We start from the raw sequence: 25,499 nt of genomic DNA on the forward strand, positions 1-25,499 counted from the left end.
GTTAATAAAATTTTTTTAGAAAATCAACTATCTGTTTGTTAAGGTTTATCAACACTAACTTTTATTGCTTGATTTTATTTTTTGATTTTGGGAAAATCTTTTTTATGAATTCCCGCTCTTTCAACACTGTTGAACTTATGCTTTCCCAGCCAGTTGGGTCGCTTATTATAAAAAACGCAATTCCAACCATTATTACGATGATGGTAAGCGCGATTTACAATACGGCGGACACTTTTTTTGTAAGTCAGCTCGGAACTAGCGCTTCTGGCGCTGTCGGTGTTATTTTTTCGCTTATGACGATGATTCAGGCTGGCGGCTTTATGATTGGAATGGGTTCTGGGTCTATTACAAGCCGTGCGCTTGGCTCTGGAAACCGCCAAAAAGCGCAAACTTTTGTTTCTACGGCAATTGTCTGCGTTTTTAGCCTCGGACTTATTTTTTCGATTTTGGGAACAATTTTTAACAAGCCTCTGGTTAGACTTCTTGGCGCAACTGACACTATTTTTCCTTTTGCGCTTGATTACGCGCGTTTTATAATTTTTGGCTGCCCTTTTATGATGAGCGCCTTCGCAATGAACAATCTGTTGCGTTTTCAGGGCAAGGCCGCTTTTTCGATGATTGGAATGGTTACTGGCGGAATTTTGAATATGCTTTTAGATCCGCTTTTTATTTTTGTCTTTAAAATGGGAATTTCTGGAGCGGCGATTGCAACTTTAATAAGCCAGATTACGAGTTTTTTTATCCTGCTTTCTATGTTTTTCTTTAATCCTCAAGTTGTAAAATTCAATATAAAGTCGGTTGCAAAAAAATTTTCAGTTTATTTTGACATTGTTACGACTGGACTTCCAAGCCTTTTTCGGCAGGGCACAACTTCGGTTTCGACAATTTTTATGAATATCGGCGCGGCAAAATACGGCGCCCTTATGTCTGGTTTTGCACTGACAGCAGCTCAGACGGCAGACGCCGCGGTTGCAGGCATGTCTATCAGCAACAGGATTTGCCAGCTTTTAATGGCGGTTGCAATCGGACTTGGGCAAGGTTTTCAGCCTGTATGCGGAATAAATCTCGGCGCAAAAAAATATGACCGCGTTAAACAGGCTGTTGCTTTTTTAATAAAAGGAACTTCGCTCGCAATGGCAGTCCTTGGAACTGTCGTTTTTATCTTTGCCCCGCAAATTGCGCATTCGTTTCGTGACGATGAAGCCGTCATAAAAGTCGCTTCAATTGCTCTCAGAATGAGCTGCTGCGTTCTTGCCTTTCATTCAATTATTTTTGGTTCAACAATGCTTTTACAAACTGCCGGCGAGAAACTTTCTGCAACAGTGCTTTCGTCTCTCAGACAGGGAATTGTTTTTGTTCCAATGATTTTATGTCTGCCTTACACTGTTCAGCTTTTTGGATTTGAACCAGTTGCTGGAATTATGCTCACTCCGGCTCTGAGCGATTTGCTTTCTGCGTTCATCACTTTGCCGTTTTTAATAAAATATCTAAAAAAATTAAAGTAAGTTATAATCGAATTATGAAAAATTCATTTGAAAAAGATGCAACAAATTCTCTAAATCATAAATGGCAGGATGCGGTAAAGCGGGAAATTCCAATTTACGACCGGGGAAATTCAATTCGCTCTGTTTTTGACAGAGATTACACAAGACTTTTGCACTGCCAGGCTTTTAGCCGGTTAAAACACAAAACGCAGGTTTTTTATTCTCCGCACAACGACCACGTATGCACACGAATGGAACACGTTCTTCACGTAGCCTCAGTTTCTGACACAATCGCAAAATATCTTGGACTCAATACCGAATTGACGCAGGCGATTGCAACAGGACACGATCTGGGACACGCGCCTTTTGGCCATACCGGCGAAGAAATTTTAAACAGCCTTATGGAACAGCGTCCGGGCGCAAATGCTCCTAAAAAATTCTGGCATGAACGAAATTCTCTTTTTTTTGCAGATTATATCGAAACTCTTCCAGACCCAGACGGTTTTGAGCGTACATTGAATTTAACTTATGCTGTCCGCGACGGAATTGTCTGCCACTGTGGCGAAATTGACCAGCAGGGATTAAAACCTCGTAAAGAAAACATTCCTCTTTACGACATAAAAGTTCCAGGTTTTGTACAGCCATTCACATGGGAAGGCTGCATTGTAAAACTCAGCGACAAAATTGCATTTTTGGGAAGAGATTTGCAGGACGCACGTCGCTACCACATTCTCGACATGGGATGTTACCGTCAATTGCGCGAAATTGTAGGCAGCACTCTCGGTTTTTCAAGTTCTGGAAAAGCAATAAACACAACCGTCTTAATCAACGATATGATTGTAGACCTCTGCAAGAATTCAAGTCCGGAAAAAGGGCTTTGCTTTAGCGAGCAATATTTTAAGTTTATAAGCGAATTAAAAAAATTCAGTTTTCAAAAAATTTACAGCCATTGGCGTCTTCTTGAATTTAAAAATTATGCACAAAATGTTTTGGGAACAATTTACAGAACTTTGATGGGCACACAAAGCTTTGCAAAAAATGGAAGAATTCCATCTTCCATGCGCTATTTTAAGAATTTAAGCTCAACTTTCGAAGACTGGCTAATTCGATATTCAAATTACATTCCTCAGGACGCTCCTGACAGAAAAAAAACACTCCGCTACGAAACGCCGGTTGTTTTTGATGTAAATGAATACGAAAATTACCAAAAATGCGTAATCGAATATATTTCCGGAATGACAGACAATTTTGCAATCGCCTGCTATGATGAAATCATCAATTTTTAGAAATCTCAGTCAAAAAAGTCCGGACAATGCGAACAAAAAAAACGAAATTTTACTTTCCTTTTAAAATTTCCGGGTGATATTCAAAGTGCATATTATCAAAAATTATCCAGTTTCCGCCCCAAATAAATCCTTCATCTTCAAAAATGTCGATTATTTTTTGAGGCGGCATCCAGCGTTTTTCGAGAGGAGTGAGCATCCAGTTTTTCGGATCTTTGTCGCGCGTCCAGCTCCAAAAAATTGCTTTTCCGTAGAGCCTTTTCGGAATCAAATCGACTGCAATTCCATACGAATGAAAAGATTTTCTTCCGCCAGTACCTTCAATTACACGCCAATTGTAGGCATCTGCCGATTTTAAATTTTTTATAAATCCGTCAATTTCGGGATCTTCCTTTGCAAGGTTTAAAATCCGTGTTTCAACATTTAAGAGAGGATTTTTTATCCGTTCATGAATTTTTGTCGATTTTCCTAAAAAAGTTGAATAACTTATATGATCCTCAATTATCACCTTGGATTTTGCAGCATACAAAAAATCAAAAAAAAACATCGGCGTGCCCTGAGAAGTTTGCCTGTTTTTGCTTGAAGAAAAATTCCGTACTTCTTCGATTTCTTCAGCATTCATTTCTTTCGGATCTTTCAGTTTTGAATATTGGTAAATGAGTTTCCAATATTCATTTTTGTTTTCAAGTTCATCTTCCGGCAAAAGCCTGCCGTCCGCCCACCACAACTCTGTCTGTTTTTTTTCTTCTTTGTCCGGGAAAATCGGAGCAGAAATTTTTACAAGCCAGTCATTTTTTTCTTCATCGTAAAAACTTTCAAAAGAAACGTCAGGATAAGATTTTCTAAAAATTTCAAGCTGAACAGGCTCTTCCGGAAGCTTTTTCTCTTCTGCCAAATCGCTTATTTTTTCGGCAAAAATCGAATCCAGTTCATTTTGTTTTTTTACATTTTTTTTCTTAATTGAAAAAAAAGTCCCTATCAAAAAAAATAAAACCGCTAAAAAAATGAAAAATTTTGCTGTAAAACTTGTATGTCTGAAATTCATCTGCCTATAGAATATTTTATACCAAAATTCTTCAGTTTTAAACAAAAAAAGCACAAAAAAAAGACCTTGCTAATGATTTTCTCAAAAGCAAGGCCTTGACTAGTCTTTTCTAGTAGTCCATTCCCATTCCCGGGTTTGGAGCAGCTGCTGGAGCCGGAGGCTCTGGAATGTCTGTGATAGCACATTCTGTAGTCAGCAACATTCCTGCAACAGAAGCCGCATTCTGCAAAGCCGAGCGTGTAACCTTAACTGGGTCAATGATTCCATCATCCATAAGGTCAACCCATTTTCCAGTGCGTGCATTGTAGCCAACGCCTTTCTTCTCGTGCTTAGCTTTCTCAGCGACAACCGCACCGTCAACGCCTGCGTTCTCAGCAATCTGGCGGATTGGCTCTTCCAAAGCGCGGCGGACAATCTTGAATCCGACTTTCTCGTCGTCAGAAAGGTCTTTCGCAGCATCGTCAGTAAGAGCAGCCGCAGCTTCAAGCAACGCAATTCCGCCGCCTGGAACAATTCCTTCTTCCAAAGCCGCGCGTGTAGCCGCCAAAGTATCCTCAACACGGAATTTCTTCTCTTTCATCTCGGTCTCAGTGATTGCACCGATATTGATTACAGCAACTCCGCCCGAAAGTTTTGCGAGACGCTCCTTGAGCTTCTCCTTGTCGTAGTCAGAAGTAGATTTTTCAATTTGAGCCTTGATTTCCGCAACACGGTCGGCAATCGCTTTCTTGTCGCCTGCTCCGTCAACCAAAGTTGTGTTGTCCTTGTCGATTTTTACAGATTTAACCTGTCCAAGCTGGCTAAGGTCTGTCTGGTCAAGCTTAAGTCCAAGCTCCTCAGAGATTACAGTTCCGCCAGTCAAAATCGCGATGTCCTGAAGCATTTCCTTTCTTCTGTCGCCAAATCCAGGAGCTTTTACAGCAACGCATTTGAGTGTTCCGCGGATTGAGTTCAAAACCAAAGTTGCAAGAGCTTCGCCGTCCATATCCTCGCAGATAATTACAAGCGGCTTTCCAGTCTGAGCAACTTTTTCGAGCAATGGAAGAAGATCTTTCATTGTGGAAATTTTCTTGTCGTGAATCAAAACATAAGCGTCGCTGTAGTTGATTTCCATTCTCTCGCGGTCTGTAACAAAGTAAGAAGAGATATATCCGCGGTCAAACTGCATTCCTTCAACTGTCTTAACAGTTGTGTCCATATTCTTGGACTCTTCAACAGTGATTACGCCGTCTTTTCCGACTTTCTCGATTGCATCCGCAAGGATTTTTCCGATTTCAGGGTCGTTGTTCGCAGAAACTGTCGCAACGTGGGTAATATCATCCGAGCCTTTGACTGCGCGGCTGTTCTTTTTGATTTCCTCAACAGCAACAGCGACAGCCTTGTCAATTCCGCGCTTAACCTCGATTGGAGTAATTCCAGCGGCAACTGACTTCAATCCTTCTTTTACAATTGCGTAAGCCAAAACAGTGGCAGTTGTAGTTCCGTCGCCTGCGACATCGTTTGTCTTAGAAGCAACTTCTTTTACAAGCTGAGCACCCATATTCTCAAAAGGGTCTTTAAGCTCAACTTCCTTTGCAACGCTAACGCCGTCCTTTGTGATAGTCGGCGCGCCGAATTTCTTGTCCAGCATAACAAGACGTCCGCAAGGACCAAGTGTAACTTTTACAGCGCGTGCAATCTGCTCAACGCCAGAAAGCATCTTTTTGCGCGCATCTTCATTGAAAATCAACTGTTTTGCCATTTTCTATTTATCTCCTATAATTTTTTTTCGTTATCCAAAGCGATTTTTCATCAACTTTAACTTTAAAATATAAAAATAAATTCCAATCGGCAAGAAAATTCGTAAATGAATTCGAAATAAATTTTAAAATAATCATAATGGGCGTTTCCCGCTTGCGCGGGCCGGTTGTTCCGCACTTCCGCTACTCGCTCCATTCCAAAAGACAAAACGGTTCCCATTTTGTCTTTTGGAACGCCTTCGGCGGTGCTCCATAACCTAACGCATTTTTTATTTAGTCAAAGTATCAATCAAAGCGCCGAGCTTTTCCTGAGTTTCAGTAAATTCACGTTCAGGAGTCGAATCGTAAACAATTCCACCACCGGCCTGCAAACTAAAAATTCCATCTTTACACAAGCAAGAACGAATCGTAATGCAAAAATCTAAATCCCCGTTGTTCTGGATATATCCGACCGCCCCGGCATAAAAACGCCTTTTTATTTTTTCCAAACGGCTCAAAATCTGCATTGCGCTGATTTTAGGCGCTCCGCTCACAGTTCCTGCCGGAAAAGACGCCCTCAAAACCTGAATCGGCTTTACGCCTTCGCGCACAAAACCTTCCGTATTCGAAACAAGATGAATTACGTGGCTGTAACGCTCGCACTCCATATATTGAGGAACAGTCACGCTTCCACTCTTGCAGACTCGTCCCAAATCGTTTCTTGCAAGATCAACAAGCATAAGATGTTCGGCGCGTTCTTTTGGATTTTCACGCAGAGTTTTGCTCAATTCTTCATCTTCGGCTTCGTTTTTTCCACGATGAATTGTTCCTGCGATCGGATGAATCGACGCTTTTCCTTCACGCACGCGCACCAAACTTTCCGGAGAAGCTCCTGTCAACTGAAAATTTCCAAAATCAAGATAAAACATATAAGGCGAAGGATTTACTTTTCTCAGTTTTCCATAAACCTGCAAAGCCGTCGCCTTGCATTCGATCTGGACACGGCGGCTCGGAACCGCCTGGATTATGTCTCCGTCAACAATGTGCTTTTTAAGTTCTTCAACTTTTTGAACATATTCGCGCTTAGACTGCTCAATATCTGTCAGAATTTTATATTCAAATTTTCCAATTTCGTTTTCAACATAAGAAAAATCCATGTCGTTTATTCTTTTGACCATTTTTTCAACAGCAGCTTGAATATCGATTTTGTGCTCCTTGTAGTTAAAACCAAAAATATGCATTGTTTCGGTAAAATGGTCAAACACAATGTAAATATGTCCGGCAATAAAAAGGCTTTCAGGAATTCCAAGTTCATCTTCCTGCTCAAAAAAACGAATATTATCGCATCTTCTTGCAAACTCATAGCTCAAATATCCCATTCCAGAAGCCGGAACCGGAATATCAGAAGAATTTTCAAAATTTTTGTGCTGCTGTGCAACATACAAAAGAGCGTCCAAAATATCAGCCGGCTTTTTACGGCCAAGAGCGTCAAGAGAATCTTCCACAGGAACAAAAGGCACACGGGAGCCGTCAATTAAAAATGCAACTCCGTCATCGTCCTGAACAATCTTGAAAGCCTCCTCAGCCATCAAAATCGAGTAACGTTCACGCCCTTTTGCAAAACTTGCCGATTCCAAAATGCCAACAGCCCCGATTTTGCGGGCCAACGAATAAGGAGTATAACGCTCACTAGAAATACATTTATAAACTGAATCAAAAATATCTGACATAAAAAACCCCAATTATTGTTTCTATCAAAAGAAACAATACATCAATATTCTGTTTCTGTCAATAGAAACAAATAAAAAACAGCAACGCCTCTTATTCAAAAATTTAAGCAAATGACACTTAAGTTTTGAACAGTTTGAGTTTCATACAAAAAACTTGACATATTTAAACTTTTTGTTATATTTAGTTTTATAGCGTTTTTTTTGGAGTAGCCCATAACCTAGAAGAGGAAGAAGATAAATAAAAGAAATACTTTTTTTGCCGTTATGCTTACAGCCTGTTTTATTTCGCTTCTGACTTTTTCCTGCCATAACATTTACGGTTCCGACGGACCTGGCGACCAACCCATGGATTTTAGCGAAACTTCTTATTCCAAAAATTATGCCCTGTGGAACATAAAAAAGCCCGAAAACTACATTTTTGTTCTAAACGGCGAACTACAAGGCAATTCGGAAAAAGCATACGAAGTTCAAATTACAGTTTCCGGCAAAAATAATTCAATAAAATTCTCAGAAAAAACTAACATATCCGAAGAAGATAGCTTGATTACTTCCATAGAGGAACTGTTCCCCGCAATAAAAACAGTATCCACAGACACCAGTTCAAATTATGAAAAACTGCTTCTAAGTTACAACAAAACATACGGCTATCCAGAACTATTTTTGTATTCCGCCATTCAAAACGATTCAAAAACAGCAACTTTCAAATACATTGTAAAGAGTTTAAAACCGCTTTAACGTTCCTCTGTTTTATTTTTCGTTTTTTGCTTATAATATTTTTATGATTTTTATTTCTGACGGGCAAAAAAATGCTCTTCTTGAACGGTTTTTACGGTATGTTCAGATTTGGACAACCAGCGATAGTTCCCGTGCCGATTCGGGTTTTCAGCCTTCGACCGACAGACAGTTTGACTTAGCTCGACTTCTAAAAGAAGAACTTGAACAACTCGGTCTTTCCGACGTTCAAATTACAGAAAAATGCTACGTTTACGGTCGGTTGCAGGCTTCGGACGGAGCAAATGTTTCAGATTCATTTTGTCTTCTTGCGCACCTGGACACTGTAGAAGAATGTTCAGGTCAAAATGTAAAACCTGTTCTTACAAAAAAAGACGGCGACACAATAATTTCGACAGACGGCTCAACACTTTTGGGGGCTGACGACAAAGCAGGAATTGCCGAAATTATGCAGACACTTGCTTTTTTTAAGGAAAATCCGCAAATAAAACACGGCGAAATAGAAATTTGCTTTAGCCCGGACGAAGAAACTGGGCATGGAATGGACAACGTTCCTCTCAACCTAATAAAATCAAAACAAGCTTACACTGTAGACGGCGGAAATTTGGGTGAACTCGAAACCGAATGTTTTAACGCCTGCAAAAGCGAAATTAAATTTACAGGAATTTCAACTCATACAGGAAGCGCACGCGGCAAAATGGTAAATGCGGCGGTTATGGCGGCAAATTTTATTGCTTCAGTTCCACGACACGAAGCTCCAGAAACAACATGCGGTTTTGAAGGATTTTTTGCGCCAATGGAAATTTCCGGCACAATAGAAAAAGCAGAAGTTACTGTTTTTTTGAGAGACTTTTCCACAGAAGGAATGGAAAAACGAAAAGCCTTAATCGAAAAACTTGCACAGACAACGGCCCTGATTTTTGGCGGCAAAACAGAAGTAAAACACACTTTTCAATATGCAAACCTGAAAAACGGACTTGAAAATTCACCTCAAACCGTGCAAAAACTTGTAAACGCATACAAATCTGCCGGAATTGAGCCTGTTTTTCCTCCAATCCGCGGAGGAACAGATGGTTCACGGCTTACAGAACTGGGAATTCCAACACCAAATATTTTTACTGGCGGCCACGATTTTCATTCGCGCTCAGAGTGGGCAAGCCTGAACGAAATGAGCAAGGCATTAGAAGTCCTAATAAATTTGTGCTCAGTTTAAGCCGAAACTAAATTAAAAAAATAACACTTTGGAGAACAAAATGTTTGAATACAAAATCGAAGGCGGAATTCCAATCCGCGGAACTGTAAAAGCGAGCGGAAACAAAAATTCTGCATTGCCGTGCATTGCGTCTTCTCTTTTGACAGACGAAACTGTAATTTTGCGAAATATTCCAGACATTGAAGATACTTCGGTAATGATTTCAATCTTGCAATCGCTCGGAGCAAATGTCGAAAAAATTGAGCACCACACCTGGAAAATTGAAGCAAAAAAAATCGAAAAAACTGATATTCCAAGTGAATTGAGCAAAAAAATCCGCGCTTCAATCCTTTTTGCAGGTCCGCTCGTTGCAAGAACTGGAAAAGCTGTCATGCCGCCTCCAGGAGGCGATGTAATCGGCCGCAGACGCTTAGACACGCACTTTCTCGCTCTTCAGGAACTTGGCGCACGAATAACAGTTGACGGTCCATTCACTTTTACAGCAAACAAACTTGTCGGAGCAGATTTATTTCTTGACGAAACTTCCGTTACGGCAACAGAAAATGCAGTTATGGCGGCTGTTCTTGCAGAAGGAAGAACAAAAATCACGAATGCGGCCTCAGAACCGCACGTGCAGGATTTATGCAACATGCTCGTTGCAATGGGAGCAAAAATCTCAGGAATCGGCTCAAATATCCTTATAATCGACGGTGTAAAAAAACTACACGGAGTTGATTTTTCAATTGGACCTGATTTTATGGAAATCGGTTCATATATTGGACTTGCGGCCGCAACAAAAGGTTCAATTACAATTACTGGAATCCGCGCGGAAGACATGAGGCCTTTGCGCGTTGCATTTGGCAAGCTTGGAATAACATGGACAATCGAAGGCGACACTCTGACAGTCGCTGTCGGTCAGGAAATGAAAGTAAACACAGACTTGGGAGGAATGATTCCAAAAATTGATGATTCTCCATGGCCGGGATTTCCGCCTGATTTAACTTCGATTATGACAGTTGTTGCAACCCAGGTTGAAGGAACTGTTTTGATTTTTGAAAAAATGTTTGAAAGCAGAATGTTCTTTGTTGATAAACTTATAAGCATGGGAGCAAGAATTACTCTCTGCGATCCACACCGCGCAGTTGTTTCCGGCCCAAGTATTTTGCACGGAGATAATCTTGTTTCGCCGGATGTGCGCGCGGGCATGGCCATGGTAATTGCAGCAATGGCAGCTCATGGCGAATCGACAATTTCAAATATTTATCAGATTGAACGAGGATATGAACACCTTGTAGAAAAATTGCAAAGTCTTGGCGCGCACATAAAACGTGTGGAAATCAGCTAAAATTGCAAAAATAAAAGCTAAAAAAACAACTTACGCCAGATGCGCAGGGCGTAAGTTGCAAATTTATTTGCAATGGAGCGGACAGCGGAACCCGAAGCAGCTGGTTAGAGCGCAAATTGCCGTCCAAATTTTAATTCGTTTTTCTAGTCACAAAATAAAATACTGCAAAAAAGAATACTACAATCCAGAATCCGAGCGCAACCAAGAGGGAGGCAGTTCCGGCGACGCTCACAAGCATAAAATTAAAAAGTTCGGCAATTGACAAAATAATTTGAATAAATGCGTCGCATGCTAAAGCGCAAAATGGAATTATAAAAACCCAGACAAATTTAAAAACCTGCTCTTTGTGAATTCTAAAATTCCAGGCTAATCCTGCAAAAAAAACTAAAATTGTCATCATTATGAGCGGATAAGTAATTCGCTTTATTAAAAATGCGCCGGAAATTTCGTTGGAAAAACCGAAATTCTGCGCTTTTCCGGCAGTTTTTAAGAGCGTGTTCAAAGGCATTGTCCTCAATCCGGCGCTCTGCTCGCAAGCCGTAAAAAAATCTTCTACCGACATGGCAAGCACTGTCGAAACCGGCTGCGTTTTTTGGTCGGGATGCAAAGAATCTGAAAACTCGTATTTTGGAAGAATTATTTTTTCGCGTCCGTTTCTGTCTAGACTTTTTAACAAAATATACGGAACTCTTTTTACTTTTTGAGGCAAGTCAAGCTGAGCGTGCAAATTTTCGTCAAAAGAACTGACTGCAACTGAAAGCATTTTTGCATAAGGAACGCTGAACGACTTTATAAAACTTCCGTTTTTGGCAAAGGTTGTCACCGTCAGACCGCGCAAATACTGCACCATTCCGCCATTGTCATAAACCGGTGTAATTCCCTGAATATAAACAACATCTGTCCGTCCGTCCGAATGTTTTACCGTAAAATAAACATTCAGAAAATTTTCAAAAATCCTAAGACTGTCGGTTTCATCGATAAAAAAGCACTGTTTTTCCATACGGTTGCGTGCAATCGTTAAAAATTCCGTCACATCTGGATCTGAAGCCCATTCAATATCCTGCTTTGAAATTTCCACAAACCGATAATAAGCTTCAATATTGTCGCCTTCGGAGAGCGCCTTATACGCAGAACGCTTTTTTGCAAATAAAATTTGGTCTCGTGTTTTTGCAGAAGGAGAGACAGACTGCAAAACGTTCCATGCCTGGCTTGCAAGCCTGTGCGCTTCTTTTATGTTTATGTCTTTTTCTGAACCGGTAGTCGTGGCAAGCTGAGCAAAATAATGAGAGTCAAACCATTTGCCTTTTTCTGCCGCCATTTTTGATTTATTGATGAGAGAAGTTACCGTTTCGCCAGAAATTTCATCAAAAATATTAAGATTTCCGCCTGTTTTTACTTTTTCTGTTTCTGGAGAAATTTTCTTTATTGCTTTTAATACCGCCTCTGACTTGTCGATTAAATTTTTTCCTTCCGAACTTGCCGGTCGAATTTTTAGAATCTGGGTTCCGTAACGGTGAGCTAAAACATAATTTTCGGCAGCAAGAGATTCGTTTCCAAGCTGAATATATTCTGTCAAAAGCCGTTCAGAATTTTCAGCAAAGTTTTTTTTTCGCTGAACAACTGGAGCGGCAATTTCTGAAACTCCGCTCATAACGGCAACGAGAATCAGCGACAAAATCATAGTTCTTTTAAAATCTTTTACAATAACCGGACTAAAACGCATCTGTGCTTTTTCGGAATCAATTCCAAAATAAATCGAAAGCGCAACCAAAAAGCCGGAACTCAAAACCGCGGGCAAAAGTCTAAAAAAATACAAAAATCCACGGCAAAAAATATAAGTCCGACGATATTCTTCAAGAACAGAAGGAACTCTCCCAATAAAAGCAGAAATTCCAAGGCAAAGTGCAAAAACTAAAAAAGCATAAGAAAAAATTATTGCAGCGGACTTTCTCATCGCTCGGCCTCTTTTTTGTTTTTATATTTGAATATAAATAAGAGAATTCCAGAAACCAAAATGAAGGCAAATAAAAAAAGATTTATCGTAACAAGAAGAGGTTCTGAATTCTCAAAAATTTTTTGAATAAAATTCATTTTTCCGCCTGGTTCGACTGCAAGCAAATGCTCATTCCACGAAATCCGCAAATTTTTAAAAATAAATCCTTTATAAAAAGAATAATTCACAAGACAGACAACTCCGGCTGCAAACATTACGCTGAGCGCATTTATAAGCCGCCAGCCGCTCGTATATTGAAACGAAATTACCGAACAAAGCGCAAGAACAAAACTCAAAAACGAAATCCAGCTCAGCCAGCCGCAATTCCAGGCAGAACGTGCATTTTCTATCAAAGTTGAATAAACACGCAAAGGAACGAGCAAAACCAGAGGAAGCTTTACAACATCTCGAATCAAAGTGTCTGAATACTTTCCGTCATAAAGTTCTTCCACAGAAGAATCAAAAAACTTGACGATAGAGCCGGCTTCTCCAGTAATTCCGCTCAAATCGATAAAAAGACCGTTTGATTTTCCATTTTCTTCAACCCTGGAAAAATAAAAGACGCCTCCGGCCTCCGGTCTGAAAAAACCAGACGATAAAAGTTTTTTTTGATTATTTTCTGTTTTTTTGTTTTCGCAAGATCTTTGAAGATTAAAGCAAACTGGCACCAAACAAAACCAAGTAAGCGCGCACAAAAAAATATAGGCGCCAAGACGAAAAAAATGATTTTCCCGATGACGAATTCCATAAAAAATTATAAATCCAAGAACAACACTTACAGTCAGCGGAAAAGCAACAAAAAGGCCTCGGACAAAAAAGTTCCAGTTAAAAAAGTTCAATTTTTCGCCTGCAACCAAAAGTGTCAAATCGCAGAAAAGCATATAAATTCCGGCAGCAACAATCAATCCAAAAAAAGTTGCAACAAGATAATAAATAATCATATTAAATGCGGTCTTCATCAGCTTTTGTAAACCTCATAATCACAAGTTATCCACAAGTTGTACACACAAACTTTCGTTAGTTATTAAATTTTCGGCAAAACGAACAAACGTTATTAAAAAAAATAATTGGTTTTAAGATTTTTTTTATTTTACTAATTCCTTACAACACAATAAATTAACAAAACCAGTATTCAATTCGACAAAAAAACGTTCACAAGTCCTGCCACTTTTCATTCTAAATTTTTAACTATACACACGTTTTTAAACATTTTATCCACAAGTTATGCACAAGTATCCACAATTTATACACAAGCTTCCGCACAAAAGCACATTTTATCCACAAGCATCTTTCGCCAAACTTTGTTTTGCCCAACTTTTTTTATTTTTGACATAAAAAAATCCGCCTGCTCTTTTTATGCCAGCGGATTTTATTTTCAAAAAAGTTTTTTGTGCCGCTTCTTTTGCTCAACGTCAAAAACACAAGATTTGACACAAAAATTTACACAATTTTTTATAAAATTTTCTATCCCAAAAAAACTGAACCTTGCTGGTCAATTGCAAGAATCGACTTACATTCAGAACAGCGGAATCGTCCGCTTCTTGTCGCCTTTAGGCGTTTTGAACAAACAGGACAACTAAAAATCTTCGGAAAAACGCTTTCTTCAACCTGAGTTCCGTTTTTGAAAAAGTTGATTGCATCTCCCATCGAATCTTTTATATTAAAAAACTGACTAAAGCCCAAAAGCTGGAAAACTTCGTAAACCTTCGGCTGAATTTCAAGAAGAACAACATCCCCGCCCTTCGGTTTTACCATTTTTAAAAATGCAGTAAACGAGCCAATTCCAGTCGAAGAAACATAATTAAGAGAAGCGCAGTTAAAAATAAGATTTACATAACCTGCTTCCACAACCCTTGCAATTCTTTTTTGAAAAAAGCTCGAATTGTAAGTGTCAATGTATCCAAGCAAATATATTGTCAGGCAGTTTTCAACTTCTGGTACTTTTTCAAGATTTATTTTGAGACTGTCATCTTTTTCGTCATTAAATCCAGGAACAATATTATTGTTACTCATAAAACCCCTGCTAACATTCGATATACGGTAAATTATAAGACAAAAATCGCTATTATGTCAAATTTATCAAATTCCTGAAAATTCAAAAAACAGAGCGCATTCACCTCCCGCAACCTGCTTTTCGCAGTTTTATCCGGCAAAGCCGGACGCTTCGCGCTGCTGCAATCAGGGCTATATTTTCGGTTCACGTGCATTTTTGTTTTTGCGCGTAAAAGTCAATTCATTTTTCCAGCGTTCAAAGGACTCCATCCTCGGTCAACTTTCAACAAAACTCCGTTCAAATCGTCACTTTTTAGCAAAAATTCAGCCTTTTTAGCAATCGATTCCCTTTCAATCAATTTTTTTTCAGGCATTTTGTTTTTGCCTTCCTCAAGAATTTTTTCGCTCTGATATTCAGTTTCGGTAAAGCCCGGTAAAATCGCATTGCAGGTAATTCCATCGGAAGAAAATCCGCAGGCAACCGACTGCACAAGAACGCCAAGTCCGGTTTTTGCGCCAGCATAAGCGGCATTTGTCAAAAATTCCGAACGAAAATTTGTTCCTGTTCCGCCAAAAAGCAAAATTCTTCCAAAGTGCTTTTTTTTCATTTCAGAAAGAGCCGCGCTCACGCAAATTCCAGGAAGGGCATAATCTAAAAGCGAAATTTTCTGCCACTCAGAAAAACTCATTTTATCTAAACTTTTTTGCAAAAAAGGTCCGTAGCAGACGCACAAAATGTCTATTTTTTGGATTTCTTTTATCAGTTCGGAATTTTGCAGATTTTCAAAAGGTTCAGAATCAAAATCAAACGGCACAATTTTTATTTCCATCTTATTTTCAAATTCACTTTTTAAATTTTGTCTTGTTTTTTCAAGTTTTTGCAAATTTCGTCCATGAATTATTAAATTCGCTCCGTTTTTTAAAAGCATTCTGGAAATTTCAAAACCAATTCCACCGCTTCCACCAACAACAAGGGCGTTCTTTCCTTCAAAATTTTTCATGCAAAAAATTATACAGCAATTTTTTTTGCTAATCAAAAAAATCTAAATTAAATGACAGCTTTTTGCAAAAACGCTAAAATATCTTTATAAGTTTTTCATCTGGAGCAAAGCGCAAATGAACCTTAACAAAATTGCAATCGTCCTTGTAAATCCCGAAGAAAGCCGCAACGTTGGAGCAGTTTGCCGCGCAATGGCAAACAATGCGCTTTCTGACCTGCGGATTGTCGGGGCAAAAGAAAATTTTGACGACGAGCATGTAAGACGGCTTGCGATTCATGCGGCAGACATTTGGGAAAACGCGAAATTTTTTAATTCGATTACAGAAGCCACAAAAGACTGCGCGCTTTCCGCAGGCACAACACGCCGACGAGGAAAAAAACGCAAAGACAAACTTTTGCTCCCGGAAGAATTTGCAAAACTCGCTTCGGACATTTCAGGAACAGAAACAAGCAAAGGTCAGACTGTCGCAGCAGTTTTTGGAAATGAGCGCACAGGTCTTTCCGACGAAGAGCTTTCAGAATGTACAATCGGAGTTACAATTCCTTCTTCGCCAGGCTTTGCATCTCTCAACCTTTCGCACGCAGTTCAAATTATTGCATACCAATTTTTTAGAACGCAGACAAAAATAAGTCCAGGCTATGTTCCTGTAAACCTCGAACGTTTGGACAAAACTGTAAACACAATTTCAGAAAGTCTTAAAAAAACCGGTTTTTTCAAGGTTGCTGGAAGAGAAGACATGGAAAATTTTTGGCGCGGAATTCTTTCAAGGGCGTCTTTGAGCGAAGGCGAGGCTTCCTACATTGAAAAAACATTCACAAAAATTGCAGGTCTTGCTCAAAAAAATGAATCAATTCAGGACCAATGACATTTTTCTTGCAGTTTCTGACAGCTTTTGCCAAGCAATTTTCAAGTTCGCGAATATTTCCAGGCCAGTCGTAATCCTGAAGTTTTAAAAGTGCGTTTTTGGAAATCGAAAAATTAAGTCCGCGCTTTTTTAAGTATTCAGCTGAAAGCTCAAAAATATCTTCTTTTCTTTTTCTTAACGGCGGAATTTCAATTTCGACTGCGCTTATCCTAAAAAACAAGTCTTTCCTAAAACCGCCATTTTTTATTTTGTTCCGCAGATTTTGATTTGTTGCAAAAATAAACCTAACATCGACTTTTCGGCTTTCATCGCTTCCAATTTTTCGGATTAAACCATCCTGAACAGCAAGCAAAAGTTTTGACTGAAGATGCAGCGGAAAATCGCCAATTTCGTCAAAAAAAATCGAGCTTCCGTCCGCCCTGCCAATCAATCCTTCACGCTCACAGTTTGCATCAGTAAAGGCTCCAGTTTTTACGCCAAAAAGTTCACTTTCGAAAAGACCTTCGGATACAGCAGAAATATTTTCGGTTATGAGTTTTTTGCCTTTTTTTCCAGCAGGACTCATTTCGTGCAGAATTTTTGCAGCAAGCGACTTTCCAGTTCCACTTTCTCCAGTAAAAAGAACGCAATCTTTGTGCTTTGCCGCTTGCGCAATCTGAAGACGCAATCTTTTTACGCCCAGAGACGAGCCTGCCAAGTTAAAAGAAGAATTTTTTTGACAGACAGGATTTTCTTCATTATCAATTTCAAAACCAATCATTTTAAAAAGCAGCGGAAACCCGAACGGAAGATAAATTACATATTTTGGAATATAAGAACTGTTCTGAACCTTTGTCGTCAAAAAGAAAATTTTGTGTCCGTTCTGTTTTGTTATTTCGCCAAAAAGTCCATCACCTTTAAAAAAATCATAATCGCACAAAAAAATACAGTTCGAAAAATGCAAAAGACAATTTTTAAATGACTTTTCTGAATTTAAAACTTCAAAACAACAGAAGCCCGAAAGCGCATTTGAACACATTGAAACAAATGCCGAATTTAGTGAGAAAAAAAAGATTTTGCCTTTCAAAAAAACTCTCAAGAATTCTTTTTAAAAAGTCTGTACCAGAATACTAAAATTATATAACGCAAATACGGAAAAATGAGAAAAATTTTCAAAGGATTTTTAAAAATTTCCGGCCAAATTTCAAGTCCACGGTCAAAAGTTTTTTCGCTTACTCTTTTTACGCGATCAGAAAAAATTCCAATGCAATCTTTGTAATACAAAAAAATGCTCGAAGCAAAATTGTTCCGCCGGTTATAGGCCCACAATTTTTTTTCCTTTATTCCATCGCTCACAATTACAAGAGAAGGCGCCGCTTTATAAATTGCCTGGACTACATCTTTTTCAATATCTTTTGAATAATATCCGACGTAACGGCCGACAATTTGAAGGTTTGGCAAGGTTGAACGCAAATTTGATTCTGCTTTTTGAAGAGCCTTTTTTCGTCCTCCAAGCAAAAACAGCGATTTGTAGTGATATTCCATGACCGACAAAATTGCAATTACTGCGGAAAAAGGATTGTATCTTACAGGAACTGTTTTTTTTAAGAATTTTGCGCCCCAGATAATACTTTTTGAAACCGGCAAAATTAAATCGGCAGAATGTAAATACTTGCTAAAATTCTTTTTCTTTTTTCTGCCTTTTAGCAAATCCCAGACAGAAAGAAAGACAATCTGTTTTGAGCCAGGTTTTGCGAGAATTTCAAGAATAACGTCGTCCATGTCGCCAGGATTGCAGACGTCAACCGGAACACCAAGCAAATTTATTCTTTTTAGTTTTGAATTTTCATTTCTTAATTCTTCTGCCATATCTTTCTTCCCATTACTGCATTCTGCACGCAGGCAATGCCATAAAGCGCCGCAGTTTCGCATCTTAAAATATTTGTTTCAAAGTGAACTGGAACAATTCCATTTTTAGAAAGAATTTCTATTTCTTCGGGACTTATTCCGCCTTCCGCCCCGCAAAAAACTGCGTAATTTTTTATTTTTTCAGAATCCGAAATGACTTCGTAAAGACTTTTTGTTTTTTCGCTTCGCTCGTACAAAACGCAGGCAAAACCGCTTTCTGAATTTTCTCCGGCAATTTCTTTCCAAAGCGCACAGGCTTCATCCAACGTCAAAGTTTCTTCAATTTCGGTCAAAACTGGACTTCCGCTCTGCTGGCGAGCTTCTTTTACAATCCGCTCATAACGTGAATTGCGAAAATTCTTTTCTGCTACGCCATTTTGCGTAAATTTTCCAATCACAGGAATTATTTTTAAAACTCCACATTCTGTTGCCTGTCTCACAATCAAATCCATTTTTGAACTCTTTGCAACAAACTGAAAAAGATAAAAATTCACTTTCGGACAATATTCGCTCTGATTTTCGCCTTCTTCTTTTAAAACTTCCAAAACAGAATCGCATACTTGCAAAGTTACGGCGCGCCTGTTTTCATCAATTTTTGCAACGGTCGTACCAGAAAGTTTCCCGTCTGGCAAACGGACATAAAGCATATCACCGACAGAAAGCCTAAGAACTTGTTTTAAATAACGAAAATCTTTTCCGTTAATTTCGAGAAGTCCTTTTTTGTCTGGATTTACTGTCGAAACAAACTGCCTCATTTTTTTTCGGCAGACAGCGATTCGTCTTTTAAAGCCGCCTCTTCCTGCAATTCTTTAAGAGTTTTTGTATTTTTTAAAAGTTCATCAAATTCAGCCTTAGATCCGCTCAAAATATCAAGAGCCGCAACAAGCTGAACGTCCCAGTCCAAATCGTAAAGCATTGTGCCTTTTGTGCGGTTTACTTCGTTTCTTACGAGTTTTCTGAGTGTCGGCAAATCAATTGCAGTGTATTTTTCGTGCAATTTTTCTGCAAAATCTGCAATCTGCTTTTCCGTCATATTTTTATTCTGTTCAACGACTTTTTCAATTTCGTCGCTTTTCATCAATTCGGTATACTGTTTTTCGCCATCTTCTGTAAAATCCGGGAATAAAACTTCTCTGTCCGGCGGAATTCCGATTTTGTCGATATTAGTATCGCTCGGAGTGTAATAACGCGCCATTGTAATTTTTATGCCGTCTGTCGAAGAAAGCGGAAGCACCTGCTGAACAGAACCTTTTCCGTAAGTGCGCTGGCCAACAAGGTAAGCCAGATGATTATCTTTTAACGCGCCAGAAAGAATTTCAGAAGCAGAAGCCGAACCTTTGTTGATTAAAACTACAATAGGAATATCTTTTTTTAAAGTCGTTTTGCGTGGACTTGCCGTAAAAACAGAATTTTCAAAGGCAAGACGGCTTTTTGTCGAAACAATCGGCCCTTTATCAATAAATTTATCCGCAACATCAACAACAGACGTTATAAGTCCGCCGGGATTGTTGCGCAAATCAATTATCAAAGCAGAAATTTTTTCTTTTTTAAATGAATCCAAAGCCTGCTGAACGCGCTCTGCTGTCTGCGGTGTAAATTCAATAATTCTTACATAACCTACAGTTCCGGCTTTTTCAACTTCCTTTATTGTCCCAAATTTTACCGTCGGAACTTCAATCATCTCTCTTTTTAAAGTCACCGGAAATTCAATATTTTGTCCACGACGAATCACAAGATCAACTTTTTCTCCGACTGGACCGCGCAAAATATCCAAAACTTCGTCCATTGTTATTTTTGAAGTGTCAGTTCCGTTTGCCGAAATAATTAAATCTCCTGCCTGAATTCCAGCCTTAAATCCAGGTGCATCTTCTATGGGCGAAGCAACTTCTACATAAGCGGGTTTTTCTGAGGTAGAAACAAATGCCTTGGAAATAGAAAGTCCAACTCCTCCAAATTTTCCTTTTGTAGTGTCATTTAAACTTCTAAAAGTCGAATTGTCTAGATAGACGGTGTACGGATCGTTCAAGGCAGAAAGCATTCCTTTTAGGGCGCCCGTATATAGCGTTTCAGGGTCAACCTCATCAACATAATTTCTCTGAACAAAGTCAAAAACTCCGTTCATCATTTCCATATATTGCTGTGTACGTTTATTTATTTTCGATGTCGAATTTGAAGAAGATTCGGCAAAACATTGAGAAGCAAAGATTATTGCATAAAAATACAAAAAAACAACTTTTATGCCATGTTTAATTTTTTTCATAGCCTGTATTTTAGACTTCAATCTATTTTAAGGCAAGAGAAAGAATTAGGTTCCTTTTTTTTCGGAAAATTCATATTTTTTCTATAAAAAGAACCTCTGTATTTTCTGTTTTTACTATGGTAGAATAAAGCCATGCAAATCATTCCAATAGCAAGCGGAAAAGGAGGCGTAGGAAAAAGTCTTCTTTCTGCAAATCTCGCAATCGCACTCGGACAGGCCGGCAAAAAAGTAATTCTGGCAGACCTAGACTTAGGCGCGTCAAACCTTCATCTTGTAATCGGCCAGTTTTCTGCAAAAAAAGGAATCGGCACTTTCATTACAGGCGAAAACAAATTTGAAGACATAATCCAGCCGACAGAATACGAAAATGTTTCTTTTATCGCAGGAGATTCTGAAATTCCTGGCTTGAGCACTTTAAAAAGCGCTCAGAAAAATTCAATTATCAGGAATTTCCGCAATTTAAACTGCGACTACCTTATAATCGACCTTGGAGCAGGAACTCACCTTACAATTCTCGATTTGTTTCTTCTTTCTCCACAGGGAATTGTAGTTACAGCGCCAACAGTTACAGCGACCCTCAACGGCTATCTTTTTTTAAAAAACGCAGTTTTCCGGCTCATGGCAAGTTCATTCAAAAAAAACAGCCCGGCCTCAAAATATCTAGAAAAACTCAAAAACGATTCATCTTCTCTCCAAAGGCTTTACATTCCAAAAATGATCGAAACGCTCCGCGAAGTTGATCCGGAAAATGCAGCAGTTTTTGAAAACCGCATGAGACAATTCCATCCGCGCCTTGTCATGAATATGATTGACGAACCAAAGGATGCCGACAAAGCCCTAAAAATTCGCCGTTCATGCCAGCAATATCTCGGAATCGACGTAGAGTCTCTGGGAGTAATGTACCGCGACACATTGCAGGACAAAGCGCTTTCATCAAGGTTGCCGGTCATAAACTACAAACCAAATGCGGTAATCAGCCAGGCAATTTATAGAATTGCAGAAAAAATTCTTCAGAGCGAAACATTTCAATTTGATGATTTTTCAACAGACGTTCTCGACTCAACATACGACCTTGCAAGCGAAGAGGCAAATGACGACTATTCTCAAAAAATGTCCTATGTCGAAGACTTGGTTGGCACAGGAGCACTGAGCATGGGAGAACTTGCAGAAACTATAAAAACCCAGCAGTATGAATTAAATCAACTCAGAACCGAAAACCTGCTTTTAAAATCAAAGCTTGTAAAGGCGGCTTCTCAGGGATTTAAGATTTAAAATAAAAATACCGCCTGTTTTTTTTGAAAACACATGGAGAATAAAATGAATTTTCTACCTCTTTATATCAACTATCCGTCTTGGATTCATCCGGAAATCTTTCCTGGAGTTCCTGTTCTGGGACTTATCCGCTGGTACGGTCTTATGTACATTTTTGCGTTCGGAACAGCCTTCTTGGTTCTAAAAAAACTTCTAAAAGAAGGCGCTCTAGATGAAATTTCTCCCAACGGAACACTAAGAAAAGCCACAGAAGACGACATTTTTAGTTTTATTGCCACAGGAATCATCTTCCTTCTAATCGGCGCACGCGTTTTTTCAACCTTAATTTACGACACTTCCGGAATCTACTGGAAAAAGCCATGGCTAATTTTTTGGCCATTCAACTCTTCAGGACAGTTTACCGGACTTGCAGGAATGAGTTATCACGGAGGCTTTATCGGCGGCTTAATCGGAATGATTTTCTGGTGCAAAAAAAACAAACGCCAGACGCTCAAATGGATTGACGCAATGGTTACGGCAATCCCTCTCGGCTACACATTTGGCCGTCTTGGAAATTTTTTAAACGGAGAACTTTACGGCCGAATCACAAGCGCACCTTGGGGAATTATTTTTCCGCAAGCAGAACGTTTTTCGGCTTCATTCCAATGGGTAAAAGATTTTGCATCTCAGTGCGGACTCCAAATTTCCGGTTTGCTCGTAAATCTTCCGCGCCATCCGAGCCAGCTTTATGAAGCGTTTTTTGAAGGTCTTGTACTTTTTTCAATTCTCTGGTTTTTGCGCAAAAAAAAGCCGTTTGACGGATTTTCTGGAGCAATTTACACGATTGGATACGGAATCTTCCGCTTTTTTATCGAATATTTCCGTGAACCAGACTCAGACATTGGTTACAGAATCGCCGCCGACACAAATGCGCCTATTTACCTCAACACTTCGCTTTTCAACATTTCGACCGGGCAAATTTTGTGCATTTTAATGGTGCTCGGCGGAATTTTGCTGGCAATTTTTTCATATTCTCTTTCCAAAAAGAAAAATCAACAAAAATCCGCCTGACAAAACTTCTCTCACCACGTTTGAACTCGTTTAAAATAAAAAAACTGACTTAAAATTCATTCATCCGAATTAAAAGTCAGTTTTTATTTTTTTGGGGCTTCCCCGCTTGCGCGGGTCGGGTCTTGCAGGGTTTCATTCGCAAGCGAACGGCTTACGCCGCCCTTCCAGCCCCTAAGCCATTTATTAAGCTTCAATCAATTCAGCAAGTTTATCTGCGGTAAAACCGAGAGCCTGCGCTACATTTTTGCCTGGACCTGATTCACCAAAGCGGTCAATAGTAAACAAATCTTTGCGGCCAGTTGCAATTCCTTCCCAGCCACATCTGCAGCCGGCTTCTGCAACAATCACGCGTTTTGCTCCGCCAAAAATTTCATTCATAAATTTTTCATCGCTTTCAAACAAATTCTTGTCCAAAACCGAAACAACACGGACAGTTTTTCCTATTACTTTTTTAGCAGCGTCAAGAGCCATGTTCACTTCGGAACCAGTCGCAACGACAGCAACATCAGGATTTTCGCCGCCAGTTTTTACAACATAAGCGCCTTTTTTGATTGTCTCTTTCCAGTTTTTATCTTCTTTTTCGTAAACAGGAACATTCTGTCTTGTAAGAGCCAAAACAACCGGATGATCTTTGCTTTCCATCGCAAGATGCCAGGCAGCAACGGTCTCTTCAGCATCGCCAGGACGCAAAACCTGTACACCAGGAATCGCGCGCAAAGAAGAAAGCTGCTCAATCGGCTGGTGTGTCGGACCATCTTCGCCTACAAAAATCGAATCGTGAGTCAAATCATAGATTACAGGCTGCTTCATAATCGAAGCCAAACGAATTGAAGGACGCATGTAGTCGCTAAATACAAGATAAGTTGCCACAAACGGACGAATTCCGCCATGAGAACACATTCCAAGAGCTTCGCTTGCCATTCCAAATTCGCGGATTCCATATTCAATGGAGCGGCCTGCACGGTTAGAAGGAGTATAAGTTCCTCCATCGCACTTCATTCCAGATTTATTAGAACCTTTTAGGTCTGCGCTTCCGCCAACAAGACAAGAATATCTAAGTCCCATTGCGTTTATCATGTCGCCGCTTGCCGAACGAGTCGCAACATTTGCACCGATTTCATAAACAGGATCTTCTGCTTCTCCGTCAGCAACTCCTTCAAACGAAGCCTTCCACTGTTTTGCAAGTTCAGGATTTTCTTTCGCCCAGACTTCAAATTCTTTGTTCCAGTCGGCTTCTTTTTTAGCAAAACTGGCTTTTTTGTCTTCAAAATAACGAAGAGCTTGCGGATCGATATAGAAAAATTCTTCAGGATTTATACCAAGCGCTTTTTTAGTTTCGGCAACATCTGCTTCTCCAAGAGGTTCTCCGTGAACAACCGGAGTTCCTTGCTTTGGAGCGAATTTTCCAATTACAGACTTGAGCATAATCAAAGAAGGCTTGTCCAAACAGTTTTTTGCTTCTTCAATAAGCTTTAAAAGACCTTCAACATCATACATGTCGCCTTTTAAAACCTGCCAGCCATAAGCCTCGTAACGTTTTCCAATATCTTCTGTAAAAGTTATATCTGTCGAACCGTCAATTGAAATTTTATTCTGATCATAAAAAACAATCAGTTTTCCAAGTTTATTATGTCCTGCAAAAGAAGATGCCTCGGAAGAAACGCCTTCTTCAAGACAACCTTCGCCACAAAGAGCGTAAGTATAATGGTCAACAATTTTGTGTTCCGTTGTATTGAATTTTGCAGCCTCGATTGATTCTGCAAGCGCCATTCCAACAGCAAGAGCAATTCCCTGTCCGAGCGGACCAGATGTGTTTTCTACGCCGTCAGTCCAGCCAAATTCCGGATGTCCAGGACAAATTGAACCTACTTGACGGAAATTTTTAATGTCGTCAAGCGAAACTTTGTAACCGCTCAAATGCAAAATTGAATAAAGCAACATAGAACCGTGTCCGGCCGAAAGCACAAAGCGATCACGATCTGCCCATTTTGAATCAGCAGGATTGTGCTTTAGAACTTCTCCGTACAAAACTGCAGCGAGTTCAGCACATCCAAGCGGGAGTCCAGGATGACCTGATTTTGCTTTTTGGATAGCATCGATTGACAGACTGCGGATTGATTTTGCAACGGCAGCAATTCCTTTTGTGTCCATAATAAAACCCCTAAAATTTTTATATCAACTTAAATTAAACTCTTCGGATTAGCGGATAAAGCTCGTTTAATCCAAGTTTTAATTCAAGAGCTTTTTTAAAATCGCTTTTTGTTAAAAGCTGCGCAAGAAGAGAAATAATATGCAAATGCGATTGAACAGAACTGCTCAAAGGAATAATCAATGTCTGAACTTTTTTATTGTCCATTGCATGCATATCAATCGGATTTTTTAAATAACAGATAAAAATTCTCTGATCTTTTCGATTTTTTAAGAGCGGCTGCTGCGAATGTGGAATTGCAATTCCATTACCAACAGCAGTGCTCAGAACAGCTTCGCGGGCGCAAAGACCTTCATAAAGATTTACAGGAAGTATTTCTGAAGGAAGATTTACTTTTTCTGACAGCGATTTAAAAGCTTCAAACGGAGAATCTCCCTCAATATCTCTATAAACACCGCCAGCACGCAAATATTCACCGATGTTTGCATCAGGAACCATTCA

General features: G+C 39.5%; 21 protein-coding genes. 8 read left to right on the forward strand and 13 right to left on the reverse strand.

The genetic code is table 11. The features are described 5' to 3' along the window. Nucleotides 1-104 precede the first annotated feature (104 nt). Nucleotides 105-1,505 (forward strand): MATE family efflux transporter, encoded by a 1,401-nt coding sequence (locus B3Y13_RS05305; RefSeq protein ID WP_296667889.1) that lies wholly within the window; start codon nucleotides 105-107, stop codon nucleotides 1,503-1,505. A gap of 14 nt (nucleotides 1,506-1,519) precedes the next feature. Continuing rightward, nucleotides 1,520-2,770: a deoxyguanosinetriphosphate triphosphohydrolase family protein gene (locus B3Y13_RS05310; protein WP_296018264.1), complete on the forward strand. Its 1,251-nt coding sequence runs from the start codon at nucleotides 1,520-1,522 to the stop codon at nucleotides 2,768-2,770. A 49-nt stretch (nucleotides 2,771-2,819) separates the two neighbouring features. On the opposite strand, the gene B3Y13_RS05315 is transcribed toward B3Y13_RS05310, so the two are convergent. From B3Y13_RS05315 to B3Y13_RS05325, 3 genes are all read right to left on the reverse strand, one after another. Further along, a complete protein-coding gene (locus tag B3Y13_RS05315; protein WP_296693183.1) occupies nucleotides 2,820-3,662 on the reverse strand; it encodes a M15 family metallopeptidase in 843 nt (280 codons plus the stop codon). Nucleotides 3,663-3,921: 259 nt separating this feature from the next. Beyond that, nucleotides 3,922-5,553, reverse strand: a complete 1,632-nt coding sequence (groL, locus tag B3Y13_RS05320; RefSeq protein WP_296693186.1) for a chaperonin GroEL — start codon at nucleotides 5,551-5,553, stop codon at nucleotides 3,922-3,924. A gap of 267 nt (nucleotides 5,554-5,820) precedes the next feature. Then, nucleotides 5,821-7,260, reverse strand: coding sequence for an anthranilate synthase component I family protein (locus B3Y13_RS05325; RefSeq protein WP_296667895.1), 1,440 nt, complete (start codon nucleotides 7,258-7,260; stop codon nucleotides 5,821-5,823). A gap of 264 nt (nucleotides 7,261-7,524) precedes the next feature. On the opposite strand from B3Y13_RS05325, the gene B3Y13_RS05330 reads away from it, so the two are divergent. Genes B3Y13_RS05330 through murA form a run of 3 tightly spaced genes read left to right on the forward strand, consistent with a single transcriptional unit; the run spans nucleotide 7,525 to nucleotide 10,529 of the window. Next, entirely contained in the window at nucleotides 7,525-7,995 is a 471-nt protein-coding gene (locus B3Y13_RS05330) for a DUF6174 domain-containing protein (protein ID WP_296693188.1), read from the forward strand. A gap of 43 nt (nucleotides 7,996-8,038) precedes the next feature. Continuing rightward, nucleotides 8,039-9,205: a tripeptide aminopeptidase PepT gene (gene pepT, locus B3Y13_RS05335; RefSeq protein WP_296693189.1), complete on the forward strand. Its 1,167-nt coding sequence runs from the start codon at nucleotides 8,039-8,041 to the stop codon at nucleotides 9,203-9,205. A gap of 40 nt (nucleotides 9,206-9,245) precedes the next feature. Beyond that, nucleotides 9,246-10,529, forward strand: coding sequence for a UDP-N-acetylglucosamine 1-carboxyvinyltransferase (murA, locus tag B3Y13_RS05340; RefSeq protein ID WP_296693193.1), 1,284 nt, complete (start codon nucleotides 9,246-9,248; stop codon nucleotides 10,527-10,529). Between the two features lie 130 nt (nucleotides 10,530-10,659). Here murA and B3Y13_RS05345 read toward each other — a convergent pair whose 3' ends face one another. From B3Y13_RS05345 to B3Y13_RS05360, 4 genes are all read right to left on the reverse strand, one after another. Next, on the reverse strand, nucleotides 10,660-12,483 hold the full coding sequence (locus B3Y13_RS05345; RefSeq protein WP_296693196.1) for a hypothetical protein: 1,824 nt from the start codon (nucleotides 12,481-12,483) through the stop codon (nucleotides 10,660-10,662). Continuing rightward, nucleotides 12,480-13,481, reverse strand: coding sequence for a hypothetical protein (locus B3Y13_RS05350; RefSeq protein ID WP_296693198.1), 1,002 nt, complete (start codon nucleotides 13,479-13,481; stop codon nucleotides 12,480-12,482). Before B3Y13_RS05350 ends, B3Y13_RS05345 begins: the two co-directional genes overlap by 4 nt. A gap of 505 nt (nucleotides 13,482-13,986) precedes the next feature. After that, on the reverse strand, nucleotides 13,987-14,535 hold the full coding sequence (locus B3Y13_RS05355; protein ID WP_296018205.1) for an STAS domain-containing protein: 549 nt from the start codon (nucleotides 14,533-14,535) through the stop codon (nucleotides 13,987-13,989). A 215-nt stretch (nucleotides 14,536-14,750) separates the two neighbouring features. Continuing rightward, complete coding sequence (locus tag B3Y13_RS05360) at nucleotides 14,751-15,515, reverse strand: SDR family NAD(P)-dependent oxidoreductase (RefSeq protein ID WP_296667903.1); 765 nt, start codon at nucleotides 15,513-15,515, stop codon at nucleotides 14,751-14,753. Between the two features lie 115 nt (nucleotides 15,516-15,630). Between B3Y13_RS05360 and B3Y13_RS05365 the strand changes: the two genes are divergently transcribed. Then, nucleotides 15,631-16,380, forward strand: a complete 750-nt coding sequence (locus B3Y13_RS05365) for an RNA methyltransferase (protein ID WP_296693201.1) — start codon at nucleotides 15,631-15,633, stop codon at nucleotides 16,378-16,380. Here B3Y13_RS05365 and B3Y13_RS05370 read toward each other — a convergent pair. From B3Y13_RS05370 to B3Y13_RS05385, 4 genes are all read right to left on the reverse strand, one after another. Then, nucleotides 16,328-17,299, reverse strand: a complete 972-nt coding sequence (locus B3Y13_RS05370; RefSeq protein WP_296693203.1) for a sigma-54-dependent transcriptional regulator — start codon at nucleotides 17,297-17,299, stop codon at nucleotides 16,328-16,330. The two genes, B3Y13_RS05365 and B3Y13_RS05370, sit on opposite strands and share 53 nt — an antisense overlap. A 155-nt stretch (nucleotides 17,300-17,454) precedes the next feature. Then, nucleotides 17,455-18,228: a WecB/TagA/CpsF family glycosyltransferase gene (locus B3Y13_RS05375; protein ID WP_296667909.1), complete on the reverse strand. Its 774-nt coding sequence runs from the start codon at nucleotides 18,226-18,228 to the stop codon at nucleotides 17,455-17,457. Next, the gene (locus B3Y13_RS05380) at nucleotides 18,213-19,022 is read right to left on the reverse strand and encodes an RsmE family RNA methyltransferase (RefSeq protein WP_296667911.1); all 810 of its coding nucleotides are present in this window, start codon (nucleotides 19,020-19,022) and stop codon (nucleotides 18,213-18,215) included. Before B3Y13_RS05380 ends, B3Y13_RS05375 begins: the two co-directional genes overlap by 16 nt. Continuing rightward, a complete protein-coding gene (locus B3Y13_RS05385) occupies nucleotides 19,019-20,527 on the reverse strand; it encodes a S41 family peptidase (protein ID WP_296693206.1) in 1,509 nt (502 codons plus the stop codon). Before B3Y13_RS05385 ends, B3Y13_RS05380 begins: the two co-directional genes overlap by 4 nt. A 132-nt stretch (nucleotides 20,528-20,659) precedes the next feature. Between B3Y13_RS05385 and B3Y13_RS05390 the strand changes: the two genes are divergently transcribed. Together B3Y13_RS05390 and lgt are read left to right on the forward strand one after the other, a co-directional pair. Beyond that, nucleotides 20,660-21,799, forward strand: a complete 1,140-nt coding sequence (locus tag B3Y13_RS05390; RefSeq protein ID WP_296667915.1) for a P-loop NTPase — start codon at nucleotides 20,660-20,662, stop codon at nucleotides 21,797-21,799. A 45-nt stretch (nucleotides 21,800-21,844) separates the two neighbouring features. Next, nucleotides 21,845-22,849: a prolipoprotein diacylglyceryl transferase gene (gene lgt, locus B3Y13_RS05395; protein WP_296667917.1), complete on the forward strand. Its 1,005-nt coding sequence runs from the start codon at nucleotides 21,845-21,847 to the stop codon at nucleotides 22,847-22,849. A 183-nt stretch (nucleotides 22,850-23,032) separates the two neighbouring features. Here the strand turns inward: lgt and tkt are convergent, their stop codons facing one another. Next, nucleotides 23,033-25,000, reverse strand: a complete 1,968-nt coding sequence (gene tkt / locus B3Y13_RS05400; protein ID WP_296667919.1) for a transketolase — start codon at nucleotides 24,998-25,000, stop codon at nucleotides 23,033-23,035. Nucleotides 25,001-25,034: 34 nt separating this feature from the next. Continuing rightward, a complete protein-coding gene (locus tag B3Y13_RS05405) occupies nucleotides 25,035-25,496 on the reverse strand; it encodes a PTS sugar transporter subunit IIA (protein WP_296667921.1) in 462 nt (153 codons plus the stop codon). Nucleotides 25,497-25,499 lie beyond the last annotated feature (3 nt).

This window comes from Treponema sp. UBA7567 (genome assembly GCF_002476655.1).
In the GTDB taxonomy this organism is placed as follows: Bacteria; Spirochaetota; Spirochaetia; order Treponematales; family Treponemataceae; genus Treponema_D.